This window comes from Streptomyces sp. NPDC006372 (assembly GCF_040612515.1).
Lineage (GTDB): Bacteria > Actinomycetota > Actinomycetes > Streptomycetales > Streptomycetaceae > Streptomyces.
This window is the reverse complement of sequence record NZ_JBEXQJ010000002.1, coordinates 315,363-333,923: the sequence shown is the minus strand read 5'-3', so window position 1 is coordinate 333,923 and position 18,561 is coordinate 315,363. Positions and strand designations below refer to the sequence as shown.

General features: G+C 71.8%; 16 protein-coding genes and 1 tRNA gene. 12 read left to right on the top strand and 5 right to left on the bottom strand.

The features are described 5' to 3' along the window. The first annotated feature begins 2 nt into the window (after positions 1–2). From ABZ016_RS05990 to ABZ016_RS05955, 8 genes are all read left to right on the top strand, one after another. Positions 3–554, top strand: a complete 552-nt coding sequence (locus ABZ016_RS05990) for an NADH-quinone oxidoreductase subunit I (protein ID WP_356915301.1) — start codon at positions 3–5, stop codon at positions 552–554. Then, positions 551–1,180, top strand: coding sequence for an NADH-quinone oxidoreductase subunit J (locus ABZ016_RS05985; RefSeq protein WP_356915300.1), 630 nt, complete (start codon positions 551–553; stop codon positions 1,178–1,180). The genes ABZ016_RS05990 and ABZ016_RS05985 overlap by 4 nt, the downstream gene beginning before the upstream one ends. Next, positions 1,180–1,593 carry an NADH-quinone oxidoreductase subunit NuoK gene (nuoK, locus tag ABZ016_RS05980; protein WP_356915299.1) on the top strand — a complete coding sequence of 138 codons (414 nt, stop codon included), beginning with the start codon at positions 1,180–1,182 and terminating at the stop codon, positions 1,591–1,593. Before ABZ016_RS05985 ends, nuoK begins: the two co-directional genes overlap by 1 nt. After that, on the top strand, positions 1,590–3,584 hold the full coding sequence (locus tag ABZ016_RS05975) for an NADH-quinone oxidoreductase subunit L (RefSeq protein WP_356915298.1): 1,995 nt from the start codon (positions 1,590–1,592) through the stop codon (positions 3,582–3,584). The genes nuoK and ABZ016_RS05975 overlap by 4 nt, the downstream gene beginning before the upstream one ends. Before the next feature lie 6 nt (positions 3,585–3,590). After that, a complete protein-coding gene (locus ABZ016_RS05970) occupies positions 3,591–5,219 on the top strand; it encodes an NADH-quinone oxidoreductase subunit M (protein WP_356915297.1) in 1,629 nt (542 codons plus the stop codon). Then, on the top strand, positions 5,216–6,739 hold the full coding sequence (locus ABZ016_RS05965) for an NADH-quinone oxidoreductase subunit N (RefSeq protein WP_356915296.1): 1,524 nt from the start codon (positions 5,216–5,218) through the stop codon (positions 6,737–6,739). The genes ABZ016_RS05970 and ABZ016_RS05965 overlap by 4 nt, the downstream gene beginning before the upstream one ends. Before the next feature lie 259 nt (positions 6,740–6,998). Continuing rightward, positions 6,999–7,862 (top strand): zinc metalloprotease HtpX, encoded by an 864-nt coding sequence (gene htpX / locus ABZ016_RS05960; protein ID WP_356915295.1) that lies wholly within the window; start codon positions 6,999–7,001, stop codon positions 7,860–7,862. Next, complete coding sequence (locus ABZ016_RS05955; RefSeq protein WP_356915294.1) at positions 7,859–8,251, top strand: YccF domain-containing protein; 393 nt, start codon at positions 7,859–7,861, stop codon at positions 8,249–8,251. Before htpX ends, ABZ016_RS05955 begins: the two co-directional genes overlap by 4 nt. A gap of 207 nt (positions 8,252–8,458) precedes the next feature. On the opposite strand, the gene ABZ016_RS05950 is transcribed toward ABZ016_RS05955, so the two are convergent. Beyond that, positions 8,459–9,715, bottom strand: coding sequence for an APC family permease (locus ABZ016_RS05950; RefSeq protein WP_356915293.1), 1,257 nt, complete (start codon positions 9,713–9,715; stop codon positions 8,459–8,461). 191 nt (positions 9,716–9,906) lie between these two features. On the opposite strand from ABZ016_RS05950, the gene ABZ016_RS05945 reads away from it, so the two are divergent. Next, positions 9,907–10,173 carry a GlsB/YeaQ/YmgE family stress response membrane protein gene (locus ABZ016_RS05945; protein ID WP_003992308.1) on the top strand — a complete coding sequence of 89 codons (267 nt, stop codon included), beginning with the start codon at positions 9,907–9,909 and terminating at the stop codon, positions 10,171–10,173. A 352-nt stretch (positions 10,174–10,525) separates the two neighbouring features. Here ABZ016_RS05945 and ABZ016_RS05940 read toward each other — a convergent pair whose 3' ends face one another. Beyond that, a complete protein-coding gene (locus ABZ016_RS05940; RefSeq protein ID WP_003992309.1) occupies positions 10,526–11,014 on the bottom strand; it encodes a YajQ family cyclic di-GMP-binding protein in 489 nt (162 codons plus the stop codon). A gap of 218 nt (positions 11,015–11,232) precedes the next feature. Between ABZ016_RS05940 and ABZ016_RS05935 the strand changes: the two genes are divergently transcribed. Together ABZ016_RS05935 and rox are read left to right on the top strand one after the other, a co-directional pair. Further along, positions 11,233–11,314, top strand: a tRNA-Tyr gene (locus ABZ016_RS05935). A gap of 634 nt (positions 11,315–11,948) precedes the next feature. Further along, the gene (gene rox / locus ABZ016_RS05930; RefSeq protein ID WP_356915292.1) at positions 11,949–13,376 is read left to right on the top strand and encodes a rifampin monooxygenase; all 1,428 of its coding nucleotides are present in this window, start codon (positions 11,949–11,951) and stop codon (positions 13,374–13,376) included. Positions 13,377–13,463: 87 nt separating this feature from the next. Here the strand turns inward: rox and ABZ016_RS05925 are convergent, their stop codons facing one another. After that, positions 13,464–15,794 carry an MFS transporter gene (locus tag ABZ016_RS05925; RefSeq protein WP_356915291.1) on the bottom strand — a complete coding sequence of 777 codons (2,331 nt, stop codon included), beginning with the start codon at positions 15,792–15,794 and terminating at the stop codon, positions 13,464–13,466. Positions 15,795–16,030: 236 nt separating this feature from the next. On the opposite strand from ABZ016_RS05925, the gene ABZ016_RS05920 reads away from it, so the two are divergent. After that, entirely contained in the window at positions 16,031–16,243 is a 213-nt protein-coding gene (locus ABZ016_RS05920; RefSeq protein ID WP_356915290.1) for a hypothetical protein, read from the top strand. A 108-nt stretch (positions 16,244–16,351) separates the two neighbouring features. Here ABZ016_RS05920 and ABZ016_RS05915 read toward each other — a convergent pair whose 3' ends face one another. Next, on the bottom strand, positions 16,352–17,008 hold the full coding sequence (locus tag ABZ016_RS05915; protein WP_356915289.1) for an NAD(P)H-binding protein: 657 nt from the start codon (positions 17,006–17,008) through the stop codon (positions 16,352–16,354). A gap of 80 nt (positions 17,009–17,088) precedes the next feature. After that, positions 17,089–18,348, bottom strand: a complete 1,260-nt coding sequence (locus tag ABZ016_RS05910; RefSeq protein WP_356915288.1) for an amidohydrolase family protein — start codon at positions 18,346–18,348, stop codon at positions 17,089–17,091. Positions 18,349–18,561 lie beyond the last annotated feature (213 nt).

Below are 18,561 nucleotides of genomic sequence, written 5' to 3'. Positions count from 1 at the left end.
CCATGGCCCCCATCCCCGGCTCCGGCCTCGCCAAGGGCCTGGCCGTCACCCTCCGCACGATGACGAAGAAGTCCGTCACCGCGCAGTACCCGGACGCCCAGCCCGACCTCCCGCCCCGCACCCGCGGTGTGATCGGCCTGTTCGAGGAGAACTGCACGGTCTGCATGCTGTGCGCCCGTGAGTGCCCGGACTGGTGCATCTACATCGACTCCCACAAGGAGACGGTCCCGGCGGCGACCCCCGGCGGCCGCGAGCGCAGCCGCAACGTCCTCGACCGCTTCGCCATCGACTTCTCGCTGTGCATGTACTGCGGTATCTGCATCGAGGTCTGTCCTTTCGACGCCCTGTTCTGGTCCCCGGAGTTCGAGTACGCCGAGACCGACATCCGCGACCTCACCCACGAGCGCGACAAGCTCCGCGAGTGGATGTGGACCGTCCCGGCCCCGCCGGCCCTCGATCCCGGCGCGGAGGAACCGAAGGAACTCGCCACCGCCCGCAAGGCCGCCGAGAAGCTCGCGGCCGCGCAGTCGGAACCGCGGGAGGGAGAGTCGTGAGCCTCGCCGTACAGACCCACGGCTTCCTCTCCCCGACGGGCGTCGAGATCGCCTTCCTCCTCGTCGGCCTGGTCACCTTCGGCGCCGCGATCGTCACCGTCACCACCCGGCAGCTGGTGCACGCCGCCCTCTGGCTGGTGGTGACCCTCGGCGGCCTGGCCGTCGAGTACCTCCTGCTCACCGCGGAGTTCATCGCCTGGGTGCAGGTCCTCATCTACGTCGGCTCCGTCGTCGTCCTCCTCCTGTTCGGTCTGATGCTCACCAGGGCCCCCATCGGCCGCTCCCCGGACGCGGACTCCGGCAACCGCTGGGCCGCCCTCACCGTGGCCGTCGCCGCGGCCGCCGCCCTCGTCTGGGTGGTCGTCGACGCCTTCCGTGCGACCTGGATCGACCTGGACGGCCCCGCCGCCGGCTCCACCGAGGCCACCGGCGCCAGCCTCTTCCAGAACTGGGTCCTCCCCTTCGAAGCCCTCTCCGTCCTCCTCCTCGCCGCCCTGGTCGGCGCGATCGTCCTGTCCCGCAAGGCGAAGGCCGAGACGGCGACCGCGCCCGGGAGCACACCGGCCGAGAGCACTCCCGCCCAGAGCACCCCGGCCACCCGGAGCGAGAAGGAAGGGACCCGCTGATGCACCTCGCCTATCCCGCCGTCCTCTCCGCCCTCCTCTTCTGCACGGGCCTCTACGGCGTCCTCGCCCGCCGCAACGCGATCCTGGTCCTGATGTCGGTCGAGCTGATGCTCAACGCCGTCAACCTCAACCTGGTCGCCTTCGACGTCTGGCTCAGCAGGACCGCCGAGGAGACCCTGCACTCCGGCCAGGCCCTCACCCTGTTCACCATCGCCATCGCCGCCGCCGAGATCGGCATCGGCCTGGCGATCGTCCTCGCCGTCCACCGCAACCGAGGCACCGCGGACATCGACAAGCTCCGCGACACCGCCGAACGGCACGGCCCCGACGGCGACGGCCACGACGGCACCGACCACGACGCCCTCACGGCCGAGCAGTCCGACGAGGCCCAGAAGGCTGAGGCCACCGCGTGACCACGACCACCCTCGCCCTCCTCGTCCCCCTCCTGCCGTTCCTCGGCGCCGCATCCGGCCTCCTCCTGGGCCGCACGGCACCCGGCTTCGCCCGCCCCCTCGCCATCCTCCCGACGCTCACCTCCCTGGTACTCACCGCGCTGGTCGCCACACGCCAGGGCGGTGACCAGGCCATCAACTCGGCCACGGAGCTCACGCCCACGGGTTCGGTCCCGATCGAACTCGCCCTGCACATCGACGGCTTCGCCGCGCTCGTCGCCGTCCTCGTCGGCCTCGTCGCCTCCTGCGTGCAGATCTACTCGACGGGCTATCTGCGCGACGACCCGCGCTACCCGTCCTACGCCGCCCTCGTCTCCCTGTTCACCTCCGCGATGTTCCTGGTCGTCTACTCCGGCGACCTGATCGTCCTGCTGGTCGGCTGGGAAGTCATGGGCATCTGCTCCTACTTCCTGGTCGGCCACTACTGGGAGACCCCGGAGGCCCGCGCCGCCTCCCTCAAGGCCTTCCTGGTCACCAAGCTCGGCGACGTCCCCTTCCTCATCGGTCTGTTCGCCCTCGCCACCGACGCCGGTTCCTTCCGCATCACCAAGGTCCTCGGCGCCGTCGCGAGCGGCGGACTCGACCACCCCACGCTGATCGCCCTTCTCCTCCTCGCGGGCGTGGCGGGCAAGTCGGCGCTGTTCCCGCTGCACACCTGGCTCCCCGACGCGATGGCGGGCCCGACCCCCGTCTCCGCGCTGATCCACGCCGCGACGATGGTCGCCGCCGGTGTCTACTTCATCGCCCGGCTCCTCCCGGTCTTCGAGGCCTCGCAGGCCGCGATGGTCGTGCTCGCCGTCATGGCCGCCGTCACGATGGCCGGCTCGGGCCTCGCCGCGCTCGCCCAGGACGACATCAAGCGCGTCCTCGCCTACTCGACGATCGGCCAGCTCGGCTACATGGCCGGCGGCCTCGCCGTCGGCGACCGCGGAGCCGCCGTCTTCCACCTCCTGTCCCACGGCGCCTTCAAGGCGCTGCTGTTCCTCGCGGCCGGTGTGATCATCCACGCGGCCGGCACCAACTCGGTCGCCGCCATGTCCCGCATGCGCAACCTGCGCGACCGCGTCCCCGACGCCTACTGGACGATGACCGTGGCGCTCCTCGCGCTCGCCGCGATCCCGCCCTTCAGCGGCTTCTTCTCCAAGGAGGCCGTCCTCGGTGTCGCCGAGCACGCCGTCACCGGGCACACCGAGCACGTCCCCGCCGCCGCGGGCTGGATCGTTCTCGTCGCCGGCCTGGTCACGGCCGTGCTCACCGCCGCCTACGCGATGCGCCTGTGGCTGCTGGCCTTCCGGGGCCGGGGCGCCGAAGCCCCCGACCACGGCAGGCAGCCGCTGACGATGACCGTCGTGCTGTGGGTGCTGGCCGTGCCGTCCCTGGCCCTCGGCGGGTTCGTGTTCCGCCTGCTGCCCGACTGGTTCGACGGCCGCGACCTCGCCCCGACCCTGACCACCTCCGTGCTCGGCACGGGCCTGGCCCTGGCCGGCGGCATCGTCACCTACGGCGCCTGGCGCCACACCACCGCGCTCGCCGCCCGCGTCCCGCTGGGCGCGGTCGCCGCCCACCCCGAGGGCGACGCCGCCCAGGTCGAGGCGGAAGCCATCGCCACCCACGAGCCGGCCTACGGCGACATCGCCTACGCGCCCGATCCCGCCGACCCCGGACGGCTCCTGCTCGGCCCGCTGCACCGCCCTGCGGCCGCCGGCTTCCACCTGGACGCCGTCTACGCGGCCCTGTTCGTCCGCCCGGTCCAGGCCGGGGCGAGCCTCGTCCGGTTCCTCGACCGCGAGGTCGTCGAGACCTACGTGCGCGGTGCGGGTGCGCTGCCCCGCTGGCTCGGCGCCGCCGTACGGCGCGCCCAGACCGGCAACGTCCAGACCTATGTGAGCGCGCTGCTCGCCGGCACCGTCGTCCTCGCGGTCGCCGCCGTCCTCGTCGCCACCGGAGCGTGAGCAGGCGTGATCGATATCAACGAGTCCGTGATGCAGTTCCTTCTGGCGTTCGTCGTCGTCGGCCCGCTCCTCGGGGCCGCCGCGGCTCTCCTGCCCGCCCCGCCCGGGCTGAAGGGGAAGTCACCCGAGCAGGCCGTGCTCCGGCACGGCGTCACCGTCACCGGCGCGGTCCTCATCGCCGCGATCGTCCTCGCGCTCGGCTTCGACCACGACCAGCCGTCGAAGATGCAGGCCAGCACCGACATCAGCTGGATCCCCGCACTCGACGTACGCATCCACCTCGGCATCGACGGCATCTCCCTCCCCCTTGTGGTCCTGACCGCGCTGCTGACCTTCCTCTGCGCGCTCTACTCGTACTTCAAAATGCCGGAAGGCCCGACCCCGAAGGCCTTCGTCGCCCTGCTGCTCGTCCTCGAGTCCGGCACGCTCGCGACCTTCGCCGTCCTCGACCTGCTGCTCTTCTTCCTCGCCTTCGAGACGGTCCTCATCCCGATGTACTTCCTCATCGCCCGGTGGGGCGGTGAGGGCCGGAGCCGGGCCGCCTGGCGGTTCATCCTCTACACGCTGCTCGGCTCCGTGGTCATGCTGCTCGGCCTGCTCCTGATCGGGATCAAGGCGGGCACGTTCGACATGATGGCACTCGCCACTGACAACGGCCGGTCGCTGAGCACATCCGTGCAGGTCATCGCGGTTTTGTCGATCGGGATCGGCCTCGCGGTCAAGACGCCGATGTGGCCCCTGCACAGCTGGCTGCCCGACGCCCACACCGCCGCGCCGACCGTCGGCTCGGTCCTGCTGGCCGGCGTCCTGCTGAAGATGGGTACGTACGGATTCGTCCGTATCCTGCTCCCCAGCGCGCCGGACGGCTTCCGCACCTTCGCGCCGTACCTCGCCGCCCTGGCCGTCGTCGGCATCATCTACGGATCCCTGGCGTGCCTGGCCCTCGCCAAACAGGGCGCGAAGGGCGACCTCAAGCGCCTCATCGCCTACTCCTCCGTCGGCCACATGGGCTTCGTCCTGCTCGGCATCGCCACGATGACCCCGACCGGAGTGAACGGCGCCCTGTTCGCCAACATCGCCCACGGCCTCATCACCGGCCTGCTCTTCTTCCTGGTCGGCGCGCTGAAGGACCGCACCGGCAGCACCGACCTCGACACCCTGGCCCTCCCGTCGCCCGACCACCGCCCCTCAACGAGCGGCTCCGCCGCGCCGAATCAATTCCAGACCGGCGCCGCGCTCTACGGCAAGGCCCCGCGCCTCGGCGGCCTGCTCGCCTTCGGCGCGGTCGCGTCGCTCGGCCTGCCGGGCCTGGCCGGGTTCTGGGGGGAGATGCTGGCCCTGTTCGGCGCCTTCCAGCCCGCCGCCGGCCTCAGCCGCCCCGCCTTCCTCACCTTCATGGCGATCGGCGCGTTCGGGACGCTGCTGACGGCCGCGTACCTGCTGATCGTCGTCCGCCGCGTCTGCATGGGCGCCCTGCCCCAGGACGCCCCGAAGCTGCCCGACGTCCGCTCCTACGAGTTCGCGGCCTGGACCCCGCTCGTCGCCCTCACCGTCGTCGCCGGACTGTGGCCCAAGGTCCTCCTCGGCCTGAGCGACCCGGCCGTCCAGCAGCTCCTCGCAGGAGGCACCCGATGAGCTCCCCGGCCCAGCCCCTGGCCGCCTCGCTGGTCCAGTCCGTCGACTGGCTCGCGATCGCGCCGCCCACCCTCGCGGCGGTCGTCGCACTCGCCGTCCTGGTCGCCGACCTCTTCGTCGCCGAGCACCGCAAAGCCCTCCTCGGCTGGACGTCGGTCGCGGGCCTGGCCGCCGCCACGCTGCTGCTGCTGCCCCTCCTGGACGGCGACCGCAGCACCTTCTGCCTGACCGGCGACGGCACCGTCTGCAGCTACACCGCCGACCGCTTCACCCTGGTCATCCAGTTCCTGGTCCTCGGCGGCGCCCTCCTCGCCGCCCTCCTGTCGGTCACCGCGCTGAAGGACGCCCGCAAGGAGCTCCCGGAAGGGGAGTACTGGTTCCTGCTGCTGTCCTCAGCGGCCGGCGCCGCCCTCCTGCCCGCCTCCCGCGACCTCGCGACCCTGATCGTCGCGCTGGAGGTCGCCTCCCTGCCCGCCTTCGCCCTGGTCGGCCTCCGGCACGGCGACCGGAAGTCCTCCGAAGCGGCCCTGAAGTTCTTCCTGTCCTCGGTCACCGCGACCGCGGTCAGCCTCATGGGCATCAGCTTCGTGTACGCCTCAACTGGCACCCTCTACCTGACCCAGGTCGCCGACCGCATCCAGAACGTCGACGGGCAGCTCGACACGCTCGCCCAGACCGGTGTCGTCCTCACCCTCGTCGGCTTCGCCTTCAAGACGGCCGCCGTGCCCTTCCACTTCTGGGTGCCCGACACCTACGTGGGGGCACCCCTGCCCGTCGCGGCCTACCTGTCGGTCGTCGGCAAGGCGGTCGGCTTCAGCGGCCTGATCCTCGTCACCGTCGTCGCCCTGCCGTCGTACGCCGATGTCTGGGGCCCGGCCCTGGCGGCCCTGGCCGCGCTCACCATGACCATCGGCAATGCCGGAGCGCTCCGCCAGCAGGCCACGCGCGCGTACAGCGCGGTACGCCTGCTCGCCTGGTCGTCCGTCGGCCAGGCCGGCTACCTCCTGGTACCGATCGCCGCCGCCGCGTACTCCGGGGACCCCGAGAAGTCGATCGGCTCCACCGTCGCCTACGCCCTGATGTACGGCGCCGTGAACCTCGGCGCCTTCGCCGTGGCCGCCCTCGTCAGCCGGACGAAGCCCCTCAACCGGGTCGCCGACTACCGCGGCCTGTACGCGTCGAGCCCCGTGTCCGCGCTGCTCCTGGCGTTCTTCCTGCTCTGCCTCGCGGGACTGCCGCCGGGTGTCATCGGCCTCTTCGCCAAGGTCACCGTCTTCTCGGCGGCCGTCGACGCCGGCCTGGGCTGGCTGGCCGTGATCATGGCCGTGAACGTCGTCATCGCGCTGTTCTACTACCTCCAGTGGACGGGCCTGCTCTTCCGCGCCCCCGCGGGCGAGACACGGAAACACCGGATCCCGGCCCCCCTCACCGCCGCGATCGCCCTGACCGGTGTACTGGGCGTCGTCCTGTCCGGGGCGCCCCAGCTGGTCCTGCGCTTCACGGACACCGGGCTGTTCTGAAGATGTGGCACGCCTGAGCCGCCGCACCGGCCGCTTTGAGCACGCGCGCGTGGGGCACTCGCCCCCACGCGCGCGTGCCGTTTCCCGACATCGTCACCCGTACGGTTCACACCCGGCGTCGCACGCACAAGGGAACTAGTGCCTCCCGCCTGGCGTTGACCAGTACGGGAGGGTCCACTGGACGTAGCACAGCGGCACCAGTGGCACCGCAGAAACAGCAAGCAAGGGTCCCCCTGCCGCACCACTTGGAGGGCGTACCGTGCACCGCCGGCACAACGGGCTCAGGACCGCAGTCCTCCTCGGGGGACTGTCCGCCATCATCATCCTCATCGGCAGCTTCTTCGGCCGTATCGGGCTCGTCATCGCCGTCCTGGTAGCGCTGGCCACCAACGCGTACGCGTACTGGAACAGCGACAAGCTGGCACTCCGCGCGATGCGCGCCCGCCCGGTGAGCGAGTTCGAGGCACCGGGGCTCTACCGCATGGTCCGGGAGCTCTCCACCCAGGCCCGCCAGCCCATGCCGCGCCTGTACATCTCCCCGACGGAGGCCCCCAACGCCTTCGCCACGGGCCGCAACCCGCGCAACGCCGCCGTGTGCTGCACCGAAGGCATCCTGCGCCTCCTGGACGAGCGCGAGCTGCGCGGCGTCATCGGCCACGAGCTCAGCCACGTCTACAACCGCGACATCCTCATCTCGTCGGTCGCCGGTGCCCTCGCCTCCGTGATCATGTTCCTGGTCAACTTCGCCTGGCTGATCCCGATCGGGCGCTCGGACGACGATGACGGCCCCGGCCTGCTCGGCATGCTGCTGATCATGATCCTGGGCCCGCTCGCCGCCTCGCTCATCCAACTGGCCATCAGCCGCTCCCGGGAGTACCAGGCGGACGCCTCCGGCGCCCAGCTCACCGGCGACCCACTCGCCCTGGCCGGCGCTCTGCGCAAGCTCGAACTCGGCACCAAGCAGCTCCCGCTGCCGCCCGAGCCGCGCATCGAGACGGCCAGCCACATGATGATCGCGAACCCGTTCCGGCCCGGCCAGGGCCTCTCGAAGATGTTCTCCACACACCCGCCGATGGCGGATCGCATCGCCCGGCTCGAGAAGATGGCAGGTGGGAACCAGTGAGGACCATACTGAACGTCATATGGCTCGTCCTGAGCGGCTTTTGGCTCTTCCTCGCCTACATGGCCGCGGGCCTGCTCCTCTGTATCACCATCATCGGTATCCCGTTCGGCATCGCGGCCTTCCGCATCGGCGTCTACGCGCTGTGGCCCTTCGGGTACACCACCGTCGAGCGCCGTGACGCGGGAGCGCCGTCCTGCGTCGGCAACGTGCTGTGGCTGGTGCTCGCGGGGTGGTGGCTGGCCCTCGGCCACATCGCCACCGGCCTCGCCCTGTGCATCACGATCATCGGCATCCCGCTCGGCGTCGCCAACTTCAAGCTCATCCCGGTCTCTCTGTTGCCGCTGGGCCGCGACATCGTGCGGACGGACGAGCCCTTCGCGGTGCGCTGACGGCGGCGCACGGCGGCGCATCGGCGACGTACGGCGGCGCGAGACGCCCCTCGTTGTCCACAGGGGCGACAGACCCGAGTCTCCACAGGCCGCGGGTTGTCCACAGGCCGGCCCGGATGTCGGTGGCCGCCCGCATGATGAACCCATGGCCTCGCTCGAGCAGTTGCCGACACGAGTGACGGCCAGGACCGGACGCGGTCCTGCGCCCTAGGCCCGTCCGGTCCTCGCCCGCGCCCACCGCCGCACCCCGTACGCCACCGCCCCCACCACCAGCACACCCGCGCCCACGACCACCGAAGCCCCGGGCAGCGAGAACGCCAGCACCGCACACCCGGCCAGCCCCACCACCGGCACCACCCGCGCCGCCGGTGCCGGATCCAGCGTCCAGGCCGACGCGTTGGCCACGGCGTAGTAGGCCAGGACCCCGAAGGAGGAGAACCCGATCGCGCCCCGGACGTCCACCGTGGCGGCCAGGACCGCGACCACCGCACCCACGGCCAGCTCCGCCCGGTGCGGCACCCGGAAACGCGGATGCACGGCCGCCAGCGCGCCCGGCAGATGCCGGTCCCGGGCCATGGCCAGTGTGGTTCGCGAGACACCCAGGATCAGGGCGAGCAGCGATCCCAGCGCGGCCACGGCCGCACCGACCCGCACCACCGGCACGAGCCAGGGCGACCCGGCCTCGCGCACCGCGTCGGCCAGGGGTGCCGAGGCGTCCCCGAGAGCGTCCGGCCCCAGCACCGAGAGGACAGCCACCGCCACACAGGCGTACACGACCAGCGTGAGGCCCAACGCCATCGGGATGGCGCGCGGAATCGTGCGCGCCGGATCCCGTACCTCCTCACCGAGCGTCGCGATCCGGGCGTACCCCGCGAACGCGAAGAACAGCAGCCCGGCCGCCTGAAGCACCCCGCCCGCACCGTCCGGGGCCCCGATGGCGAGCCGGCCGGCACCGGCCTCACTCGACACCAGACACCCGACGACCACGGAAGCGAGGACGGCCAGGACCACCGCCACGATCACCCGCGTCAGCCACGCGGACTTCTGGATACCGCCGTAGTTCACCGCGGTCAGCGCCACCACGGCCGCGACCGCCACAGCGTGCGCCTGCCCCGGCCAGACGTACGTGCCCACGGTGAGCGCCATCGCCGCACAGGAGGCCGTCTTCCCGACCACGAACGACCAGCCCGCGATATATCCCCAAAACTCGCCGAGCCGCTCCCGCCCGTACACGTACGTACCGCCCGAGGCCGGATACAGAGCGGCGAGGCGAGCCGACGACATGGCGTTGCAGTACGCGACCACGGCGGCGACGGCCAGCCCGAGCAGCAGCCCGGACCCGGCCGCGTGCGCCGCCGGTGCGAGGGCGGCGAAGATTCCGGCTCCCACCATCGAGCCGAGTCCGACGACGACGGCGTCCCCCAGACCGAGGGTGCGGCGCAGTCCGGAACCGGAGGCAGTCATGCCTCGCACCCTACTGATCAGTGCAACCGGCGGGTGCGGCCGGGACGTCCTCCCCACCAAGACGGCGTGAACAGGCGCGGCAAGGACGACGCGCGCGCCGCGTGACGTACGACGCACCATCTCGGCCCGCCGGGAGCAAGATCACATGGCCGGGACAGTGCGGGCACAGCATGAAAGGGCAGGTTCGCGGCATGACCATCATCAGCTGGATCATCCTGGGACTGTTGGCCGGAGCCATCGCGAAGTTCCTGCTGCCAGGACGTGACCCGGGCGGCCTCATCGGCACGACCCTGATCGGCATCGCGGGCGCGTTCATCGGCGGCTGGATCTCGTCCCGCTGGATGGACCACCCGATCACCAAGGACTTCTACGACGGCGCGACCTGGGCCGCGGCGATCGGCGGATCGCTCGTCCTGCTGATCGCCTACCGCCTCCTGTTCGGCAACTCGCGCGACTGACCGCGCCGGTGACCACGCCCGGCAGGCACTCACCGACCGCGGCCGGAAGACGACGAGAAGGGCGGGCACCCGACGGGCGCCCGCCCTTCCTCGTACCGGTGCCGACCGGCGGCCCGGAGGCCGACGGACCTAGGGCCTGTCGTTTGGATCATGCCGGCGCCGCGGGGCGTGGCACGCACATCTGCCGCGTTGTCGTCGGTTGTCGACTCCCCCACGCTCGGCTTCGCTCGCGCGGGCGGTGCCCCCATCGCGTCGCCGCCCTCCTCCGCCTTGCAGCTGCACGCACCACGCCCCGCTCGGGTCGGCTGATAGGTGCAGTCCCTCTCAGTCGACCTGATCCAAACGACAGCCCCTAGCGGTAGTTCACGAACTGCATCGCGAAGTCGTAGTCCTTGCCCTTCAGCAGGGTGATGACGGCCTGCAGATCGTCACGGCTCTTCGAGCTGACCCGCAGCTCCTCGCCCTGCACCTGGGCCTTCACGCCCTTGGGGCCCTCGTCGCGGATGGTCTTGGCGACCTTCTTCGCGTTCTCCTGGGAGATGCCCTCCTGGATGGACGCGAAGATCTTGTACTCCTTGCCGGAGAGCTGGGGCTCGCCCGCGTCCAGAGCCTTCAGCGAGATGCCGCGCTTGATCAGCTTGGACTGGAAGACGTCGAGGATCGCCTTCACCCGGTCCTCGGAGTTGGCCTCCATGAGGATCTTCTCACCGGACCACGCGATCGAGGCGCCCACGCCCTTGAAGTCGTAGCGCTGCGAGATCTCCTTGGCGGCCTGGTTGAGTGCGTTGTCGACCTCCTGCCGCTCGACCTTCGAGACGATGTCGAAACTGGAGTCGGCCATGTCCTGTGGCTCCTTGTATCGGGGTGCGTATCGTGCGTACCGGCGTACGTGGCGGCCGCCGGGCCCGTTCAGGTCCCTGGCCGCATCCGGACAAGCCTAGCCACCCCCTGCCCTCCGGGCGCCGATCAATCGGGTGGCGGAGCACCCCTCCACATCAGGTATTGTTTACGTCGTTGCCACGGAGCGCCGCCGAAAGGCGGTTCGACGGGCGGCCACCAGGCGGTGTGCCCGAGCGGCCAAAGGGAGCAGACTGTAAATCTGCCGGCTCAGCCTTCCCAGGTTCGAATCCTGGCGCCGCCACATTGGGGAAGACCCCCTCTCTTCTGCGGAGACGCAGACGAGAGGGGGTCTTCGTCGTGCGCGTCCGAAGTGTGCGGGTCGGGTGATGTGTATCACCGTCCAGGATCGCAGACTCCGGTGACGGTGCGGGCCCGACGGGCTCGTGATCGCCGGCCCCGGTACCTCTTCTCGGATTGCGGGCAGTGGCGGGAAATGTCCTTCTGGTGCGGCCGATATCGAGCTGTCGATATCGAGCTGTCGATATCGAGCTGTCGATATCGAGCTACAGCGCAATTCGCCGGAATGCCGGAGTGGTGCGTGCGCAATGCGCGGGTCGTGGAAAAAGAAGCGGGAAGGGCCACTGCATGCCGGCATCCGGGCCCTGCCAGGATGCCCGAAGGGAGGCCGACGCACCCCGCCGATGAGCCCTCCCGCCTGGCCATCGCGGTCGAGGCGATCGTCGTTGCCGGTCGGAGCCGGTCGGTAGCGCGACCGATGGCGGAACGCGTTCCTGGCCTGCCCGGGAAAAGAGAAAGGCAAGGAGAGCTCTCCTTGCCACTCTCAACTTATAGCACGAGGGGGGTCTTGCGGCAAGGCCCCCTTTGTCCCGCACAATCACCGGCCGAAGGTGAAAAGACGGGAATTGGGGGCTGGGATGTTGGACGTGATCGTGGTCGGCGGGGGACCCACGGGCATGATGCTGGCCGGCGAGCTTCGGCTGCGCGACGTGCGCGTGGCCGTGCTGGAGAAGCTGGCGGAGCCGACCGGGCAGTCCCGCGCCCTCGGCATCCATGTGCGCAGTATCGAGCTGATGGACCAGCGCGGTCTGCTGGAGCGGTTCCTCTCGCTCGGTCAGAAGCACGCGACCGGCGGGTTCTTCGGTGGCCTGGGCACGTCGTGGCCCGCCCGGATGGACACCGCGCATTCGTACGTCCTCGGCATCCCGCAGAGCGAGACCGAACGCCTGCTGACCGAGCACGCCATTGAGCTCGGCACCGAGATCCGGCGCGACTGCGAGCTGGTCGGGCTGAGCCAGGACGAGGACGGTGTGACCGCCGAACTGGCGGACGGCACGCGGCTGCGCTCGCGCTACCTCGTCGGCTGCGACGGTGGCCGCAGTGCCGTGCGCAAGCTGCTCGGCGTGGACTTCCCCGGTGAGCCCGCCAGGATCGAGACGCTGCTGGGCGAGATGGAGCTGACCGTGTCGCCGGAGGAGCTGGCGGCTGTCATGGCCGAGGTGCGCAAGACCGTGTGGCGGTTCGGCGCCATGCCTCTCGGGGAGGGGCTGTACCGCGTGTTGGTGCCTGCCGAGGGGGTGGCCGAGGACCGCTCGGTCCCGCCGACCCTCGACGAGTTCAAGGAGCGGCTGCGGCACTTCGGCGGCACCGACTTCGGTGTGCACTCGCCGCGTTGGCTGTCCCGCTTCGGTGACGCCACCCGGCTGGCCGAGCGCTACCGCGTCGGCCGGGTCCTGCTGGCCGGTGACGCGGCGCACATCCACCCGCCGACCGGCGGACAGGGCCTCAACCTCGGCATCCAGGACGCGTTCAACCTCGGCTGGAAACTCGCCGCCGAGGTGCGCGGCTGGGCACCGGAGGGCCTGCTGGACAGCTACCACAGCGAGCGGCACCCGGTGGCCGCCGCCGTGCTGGACAACACCCGTGCGCAGACCGAGCTGCTGAGCTCCGAGCCGGGGCCGCAGGCCGTGCGCCGACTGCTCGGGGAGCTGATGGAGTTCGAGGACGTGAACCGGTACCTGATCGAGAAGATCACCGCGATCGCGGTCCGCTACGACTTCGGCGAGGGGCACGAACTGCTCGGCCGGCGGCTGCGGGACGTACCCCTGAAGCGGGGGCGCCTCTACGAGCTGATGCGCGGCGGCCGCGGGTTGCTGCTCGACCAGACCGGGCGGCTGTCGGTGGCCGGGTGGGGCGACCGGGTCGACCACGTCGTGGACGTCAGCGAGGAACTCGACGTGCCCGCCGTGCTCCTGCGGCCGGACGGCCACGTCGCGTGGGTCGGCGAGGACCAGGAGGAGCTGCTCAGCCGGCTGCCCAGGTGGTTCGGCTCGGCGACCGGCTGAGCGCCTTCCTCGCCGGGGTCGTGGAAGAACGCGGTGGAGCCCGGCGAGGACTCAGGGCATGGCCCCGGTGGGGGAGGTGTCAGCGGACTACTCCCCGGCGTGGGCGAGTTCGATGTCGTGGTCGTCCGCGCCGGCGCCCGAGACAGCCACCGACGCCGCCTGCGGCGGGTACCCGGTCGCGATGACCATGTACGCACCCGTGTCCAGGTCGGAGAAGGCGTACGCCCCGTCGTGGCCGGTACGGGTCGTGGCGACGACATTGCCCGCCGCGTCCACCAAGGTCACCAGCGCGTCGCTCAGCGGCGCGCCCCCTCCGCGCACCGTGCCCCGCACCTGCGCGCCGGGTCGCAACTCCAGCTCGACCCGTGTGGTCCCGGCCCCGCCGACCTCGACGACCTGGGCCAGCGGCCGGTGCTTGGGGGAGTTGACCGCGAGGGTCACCGGGCCCGGCACCAGGTCGGTGACGGTGAACTCGCCCAGTACGTCGGTGCGCGCGGAGGCCAGTACGTCCCCGCGTACGTCCGTCACGATGACCACGGCCTCGGCGACCGGCGTCCCGCTGTCCGCGGAGCGCACCACACCGGCGATACCGCTGGTACCGCTGAGCAGCACGTCGTACGCCAGCGGCTCACCGGCCACGACGATCGTGGCGGCCTGCGGCTGGTAGCCCTCCGACGAGGCGATCAGGACGTACGAACCGGCTCCGGGCGTGTCCACGTCGTACGACCCGTCGTCCCGCGAGACCGTCCGCCCGAGCTGCCTCCCGCCGAGCGAGATCAACGTCACCGCCGCCCCGGCGACCGGCGCCCGCTCGGCCCCCAGGACACGGCCCCGTACGGGCGTCCCGCCCGGGGCGGGACCGTCCGCCTCGGCCTCCGCGACGAGGGCCGATCCCTCAACCACGGCCCGCTCCGCGTCACCTGCCTGCGCATCATCGACCGCCGACCCGTCAGCCCCCGGTTCCTCGCCCACCGGCACCCCCGCCGCCTCAGCGGCCTCCGCGACCCGCTGCTTCGGAATGAAGGAGGCGACCACGAAGGCGAGCAGCGCGGCCCCGGCGCCGATGGCCAGGACGACCTTGAACCCGTCCTTGGACGGCAGGGCGGTCTGCCCGAAGGACGTCGTCATCTGCGCCAGGATCACGCCGGCCACCGCGCTGGCCGTCGACGTACCGATGGACCGCATCAGCGTGTTGAGGCTGTTCGCCGCACCCGTCTCCGAGGCGGGCACGGCGCTCATGATGAGTGCGGGCATCGCACCGTAGGTGAAGCCGATGCCGGCGCCGATGACGCAGGTGACGAGCACGAAGTGCCAGAGCTCGGACATCAGCGCGATGTTCAGCCCGTATCCGGCGGCCACGATGAGGGCGCCGACCATCAAGGTGATCTTCGGACCCTTGGCCTTGGACAGGGCGGCGGATATCGGTGCCGTGGCCATCATGACCAGGCCGGAGGGGGCCATCGTCAGACCGGCGACGAGCAGTGACTCGCCGAGGCCGTAGCCGGTCGCCTCGGGCAACTGCAAGAGCTGCGGAATGACGAGGGACATCGCGAACATCGCGAACCCGACGGCGATCGAGGCGAGGTTGGTGACCAGCACCTGACGGCGGGCCGTGGTGCGCAGGTCGACCAGCGGCTCCTTCACGCGGAGCTCCCACCAGCCCCACACCAGCAGGACTACGACGGCCGCCGCGAACAGACCGAGCGTGGTGCCGCTGTTCCACCCCCAGTCGGCGCCCTTGGAGATCGCCAGCAGCAGGCAGACCAGCCCCGCCGCCATACCGATGCCGCCGACCAGGTCGAAGCGCCCGCCGGTCCGCACCTCCGACTCCGGCACCATGGCCGGCACCAGCACGAGGGCGACGGCCCCCAGTCCGGCCGAGGCCCAGAACAGCACGTGCCAGTCGAAGTTGTCCGCGATCAGTGCGGCGGCGGGCAGCCCCAGGGCGCCGCCGACACCGAGGGAGGCGCTCATCAGCGCGGTCGCCGACCCGAGCCGTTCGGCGGGCAGTTCGTCCCGCATGATGCTGATGCCGAGCGGGATCACACCGGACGCGAGGCCCTGGAGCGCCCGTCCGACGATCATCGGGGCGAGCGTGTCGCTGAGCGCGGCGGTCACCGAGCCGGCCACCAGCATGACGAGGCTGACCAGGAGCATCCGCCGCTTGCCGTACATGTCGCCGAGCCGGCCCGTCATCGGGGTGGCGACGGCGGCGGCGAGCAGCGTGGCGGTGACGGCCCAGGCGGTGTCCGAGGCCGGGGCGTCCAGCAGCCGGGGGAGCTCCGGGACGATCGGGATCACCAGGGTCTGCATCAGCGAGACCACGATCCCGCCGAAGGCCAGGACCGCCACGACGGCGTTGGCCCGCGGCGCCACGGACCTCCCGTCGCCGACTGGTCGGGGAAGGGCTTGGGGCATGGCCGGGCCTCCGTATGGGCCGTCAGGGACAACGCGACGCGTCAAAGCTAGGCCGATTGATTGACTTAAGCAACCGGATGGGGTGAGGGTCCCGGTGTTGGACGGAGGCCACGGGGGATCGGACGGAGGCCACAAGGGATCGGACGGAGGGTGGTGGAGGAGAGGCGGACCCGAACGCCGAGACAGGCGGGCAGGGGAGAGGCATGGGCGAACCGCGCACGCGGCACACTGACCCCATGTCCTCCCGTCGCAGAAACTGCCCCGAGTGTCGTCGCGAGATCGCCGTCGTCGCCGGGCGGTACGCGCGCCACGACCCGCCCGGCGCCCGGGAACACGGCGAACTCACCTCGTGCCCGGGCTCCCGCCGCCAGGCCCACCCCGGCCCGGAGCAACCGTCCCTGGACGGCTACGCGGTACCGGACTTCCCCGGCCAACTCCCCTTGTTCTGAGCGCTGCCCGAGGGCGGCCCCGACCGCCCTCGCCCTCCGCACAGCAGCGCCGCACAAGCGAGCGGCCCTCTGAAACGGCCCTCTAAATCCCCGTTACACCTGCGGGGCTCAGTTGCCCGCCACCGACTTCACGGCCACCGACACCGGCGCCGGCCCGCTGATCAGCTCCAGGGTGAGCCCGGCCGTCGCGGAGGTGTCCACCAGCTCCGCCAGTACGGCGGCCACGTCGTCGCGCGGGATCGGCCCACGGCCCGTGTGCGCCTCCAGGCGTACGAGACCGGTGCCGGCGTCGTCGGTGAGCTGACCGGGGCGCAGGATCGTCCAGTCCAGGGCGTCCAGGCCGCGTACGTACGCGTCCGCCTCGCCCTTGGCGCGCTGGTACACATCGAAGACCTCGTCGCCCTTGCGGTTCGGGTCGGCGCCCATGGACGACACGACCACGAAACGCCGTACGCCCGCCTTCACCGCCGCGTCCGCGAAGAGGATCGCCGCGGCCTTGTCCACCGTGTCCTTGCGGGCCACTCCGCTGCCCGGGCCCGCGCCCGCCGCGAACACCGCCGCGTCGGCGCCCCGCAGCCGCTCCGCGACCTCGTCCACGGTCGCCGACTCCAGGTCGAGCACGACCGGTTCGGCACCGGCCTCCCGCAGATCGTCGGCCTGTTCGGCCTTGCGGATGATCCCCGCTACCTCGTCTCCGCGCGCGGCGAGCAGCCGCTCCAGCCGCAACGCGATCTGACCATGACCACCAGCGATGACAATGCGCATGCCTTCGACCGTACGCCCGCACGGCCCCGTCCGCCGCACGGCTCCGGCCACGCCCGCGCCGCCTCACCCGCCCGAGGGCGCTACGACACTTCCCCCCGCCCCTGCCGCGGCAGGCCCAGCTCCACCGAGGCCGCCGAACTGCAGTACTCCCGCACCGCGCTGGTCCGCGCCACCACGCGCCCCTGATGCACCACCACCCGGCTGTACCCCAGCGACAACGCCCCGGCCAGCCGCTCCCCGCGCACCGCGAGGAGCTCGGCCGGGAAGCCCGCCTCCACCCGCACCTCCGGCAGCCCCAGCACCGCACGCGCCGAACCGCTCACCGCGTCGTACGCCTCCTCGGGCGCCAGGCCGTAGCGTGAGGCCAGCAGGTACGCCGCCTCCAGCGGGTCGCCGCGCCCCACGGGGTTCGACACGTCCCGCAGCGCCCCGCTCCCGGCGGCCACCCGGACCCCCGCCGCGCGCAGCAGCCGTACGGGAGCCGCGCCCCGCCGGTCCACACCGCCACACCCGCCCTGCGGCAGGCACACCACCGACACCCCGGCGGCCGCGAGCTGGTCCGCGGTCCGTGAGGCCACGTCGGAGGGCAGCCGGCCGAGATCGCCGCACGGGCTGAGGGAGACGCCGGGGCGCAGCCCGCCCGCCATCGCCGCGAGCCGGGCCAGCCGCGCGGGGTCCCCGGCGTCCGTGTGCAGGTCGACGGGGCAGCCGTGCTCGGAGGCCACCTCCAGGACCGCCTCCACGTATCCCGCCGGGTCCGGGTCGAGGTCCGGCCGGCCGCCCACCACCGAGGCGCCCATCTTCACCGCGTCCCGGAGCATGGCCAGCCCGTCCGCCCCGGCCACGCCGGTCAGCACCCGGGGCGTCGCCACCGTGGTCAGCTCGGCCAGCCCCCGCAGCGCCCGCCGAGCCTGCAGCACGGCCGCCAGCGCGGCCAGCCCCTGGACGTCCCCCACGCGCACGTGGGCCCGCACCGCCGTCGCCCCGTGCCCGAGCTGGAGCAGCGCGGCCTCGGTGGCCCGGCGCTGGACGTCCCGGGGCTCGTACGAGACCGGTCCCCCGGTGTCGGCCGACAGGGCGGTGTCGGCGTGGGCGTGCGGCTCGGCCGGGGCCGGCAGCAGCAGATAGCCGCCGAGATCCACCCGCGCCCCGCACGCGCGCGTGCCGCCCGCCGCCAGGCTGCCGGCCGTACCGACCGCCTCGATGCGTCCGCCGCCCAACCGGACGTCCACCGTCCGGCCGTCGGTGAGCCGCGCCCCGCACAGCAGCAGCGACGACGGGTCGGCCGGACCCGGTGAGGACGGCGAGGGCTGCGGTGGCTGCGGCTGGCTGTCGGGCATCGCGCTCCAGGGGCTCGGGCTGCGCACGCGAGGACGCATGATCACTCAGAGTGAGTCGAGCCTAGGACGGCCCCCCGCCCGTCGCGGGGAGGAGCGCAATAGTCGTACCGGTGTGGCCCGCTGTGCGGAACGGGAGGCACGCACGAGGCGGCCGGGAGGACGATGCGAACGTCCCGGCCGGGGCCGCCGAAACGGATTTGGGTGAACGGCTGC